At 32.9% G+C, this 2,325-nt stretch carries 2 protein-coding genes and 1 pseudogene; all 3 read left to right on the plus strand.

Annotated features, from left to right (window positions below; translation table 11 throughout):
- The first annotated feature begins 278 nt into the window (after window positions 1-278).
- Window positions 279-995, plus strand: coding sequence for a carbonic anhydrase (locus ACFQZ1_RS09490; RefSeq protein WP_377881858.1), 717 nt, complete (start codon window positions 279-281; stop codon window positions 993-995).
- Between the two features lie 271 nt (window positions 996-1,266).
- On the plus strand, window positions 1,267-1,839 hold the full coding sequence (locus tag ACFQZ1_RS09495; RefSeq protein WP_377881859.1) for a plasmid pRiA4b ORF-3 family protein: 573 nt from the start codon (window positions 1,267-1,269) through the stop codon (window positions 1,837-1,839).
- 361 nt (window positions 1,840-2,200) lie between these two features.
- Window positions 2,201-2,325: pseudogene (locus tag ACFQZ1_RS09500) on the plus strand (IS6 family transposase); the annotation flags it as partial.

Genomic DNA, 2,325 nt, shown 5'->3' on the forward strand with positions numbered 1-2,325 from the left:
TTCGCTAGAACCATAGAATAGTAATATCCTATTAACCTTGAGGTTAAGCAGCTAACTTAAATAACTTATGAATGACTTCAACCTCATTTTGGGCATAGTTCACCAAGGGGTGAACTATGCCCAAAATCGAAAAGAATTCATTGATAAACTGTTTGGAATTGCAGCATAATCCGTAAGTTAATAGGAAATTCATGTCCTATGTTTTTTTGAAATCATCTTTGCACCGGAACCTCTTTTTATGCTCTTCTAAATAATTCAAAAGGATGTGTATAAATATTATGAAAATAAAGTTATTTTCATTTTTGATTGTTTTTAGCATTATAATTAGTGCTTGTTCTAATGATGTTTTAAAATCAACAAAAGAAAAAAACGAATCGAAATCTAACATGATTGAATCGGGTAAATATCAATCACCGATTAATATTGTATCTAATAATGTAAAATCAATGAATGATATAGGAACATTAGATCTAAATTACAACAATTCATTTGTTTCCGTAAAAGATAATGGCCATACTATTGAAGTAAAAAATCAGGATGGAATTGCTAATATTAATGGTAGACAATTTTCTTTAACACAATTTCATTTTCACGCGCCAAGTGAACATACAATAGATGGAAAACAATATGAAATGGAGCTTCACTTTGTTAACAAAAGCTCATCCGGTCGTCTTGCTGTTCTAGGTGTATTTTTCACAATTGGCTCGAAAAATGAAGCATTTCAAACTATTTTAGACCAAATTCAAAAAAACAAAAAAATAGAATTACCACCTACAACAACTATTAATATACAACAATTGCTTCCACAAGAAAGAAATTATTATCATTATTTAGGATCATTAACAACTGCACCTTATACAGAAAATGTTGAATGGTATGTATTAAAACAACCAGTAGAAATTTCAAAAAATCAGCTACAAACTTTTCAAAAATATTATTCAGATAATTCCCGTGAAGTACAACCTTTATACAATCGGGTCATTTTAGAAAAATAAAGATTTTAGAATGTATCCATGTTGGGGTAGCGCCATCATTTTGCGGATTTTGTACGCTAAGGATAAACCCCTTGATACATAAGGAGTCTATGGTATAAGTACCAAAAACAAACGTTTTCGGAACCTCCATCAAGAGTATGAAACAGATTTTTTCCCTTATTTTAAAGAGCATCATCCAATCATCCAATTTTGCACTTTCCGTCTATACATATTTGAGAGATAATCCTATGTATAAGTAATACAGGACATGTTGAACAGGAGGAATGAACAGATGAAAGGCTACCAGTTGTACGTGGAATTAGAAGAAAGCTCTTTTCCGATTTGGAGGCGGATTATTATACCGGATTATTTATCATTTCGTGAGCTGCATGATGTCATCCAATGTTTATTTCAGTGGGGGGATCAACACTTATATAAATTCACTGTAGGGAAGTATGCTATCTCTTTTCCACCAGACCCTGTAATTTCGTTTCACACATTAGCTATGTCAACCCCATCTCCGATATTACACGCCGAAACTACCTTGTTAAAAAAACATATCCGAAAGGTAGGACAATCCTTTCATTATTTGTATGACTTTGGAGATAGTTGGGTAGTGAAACTTACGGTCGAAAACATGCTGGATATTCCATCCAATGCAATAAAATGTATAGGAGGGGAAAAAGCAGGTCCTCTAGAGGATATAGGAGGGATTCCGGGTTATATGGAATTTTTAGAGGCTATAAAGAATCCAGAACACCCTCAATACCCTATCTATGAAGAATGGGACTTGTTAGATTTTGATGAAAATCATTTTGATATTGAAGTCATTAATACCGGTCTGTCTTATTCAGATGGTGAGTAAGTCTGTATAAGTAAACCAGGCACACAGTTAGAATTTCTTCGACCATTACAACAAGAAAAGCCATTTTTTTCTTAAAGTAGAAAAACGGCTCTTTTATGTTGTAATATGCTTAGCGTGTAAAATTCGCGTTTTGCGGGCGGTACCCCCAATAGAACTAAGTGACTTGACTAAAACAATTATTTATTTCTTAATACTTATAAAAGAAAAAGAGTCCTATTAAATTAGGACTCTTTTTCTATTCAAATGTAAACTAATATTTAAAAGTTTACTTTCATAAAGGTAGTATTTTTGGTTCTGGTGCAAGAAATCTAGTAAACTTGGACATACTGATACTAGTACTCTAAAAAGGGGCGTGATCAGTATGGAAAAGCAAAATTTATTGAAGTGGAAACATTATCAACCCGATATTATTCTTCTTACTGTCAGATGGTACCTACGGTACAACTTGAGCTTTCGTAATCTTGTGGAAATAATGGAGGAACGAGG

The sequence above is a fragment of the Bacillus sp. CGMCC 1.60114 genome (genome assembly GCF_042676365.1).
In the GTDB taxonomy this organism is placed as follows: Bacteria; Bacillota; Bacilli; order Bacillales; family Bacillaceae_G; genus Bacillus_A; species Bacillus_A rhizoplanae_A.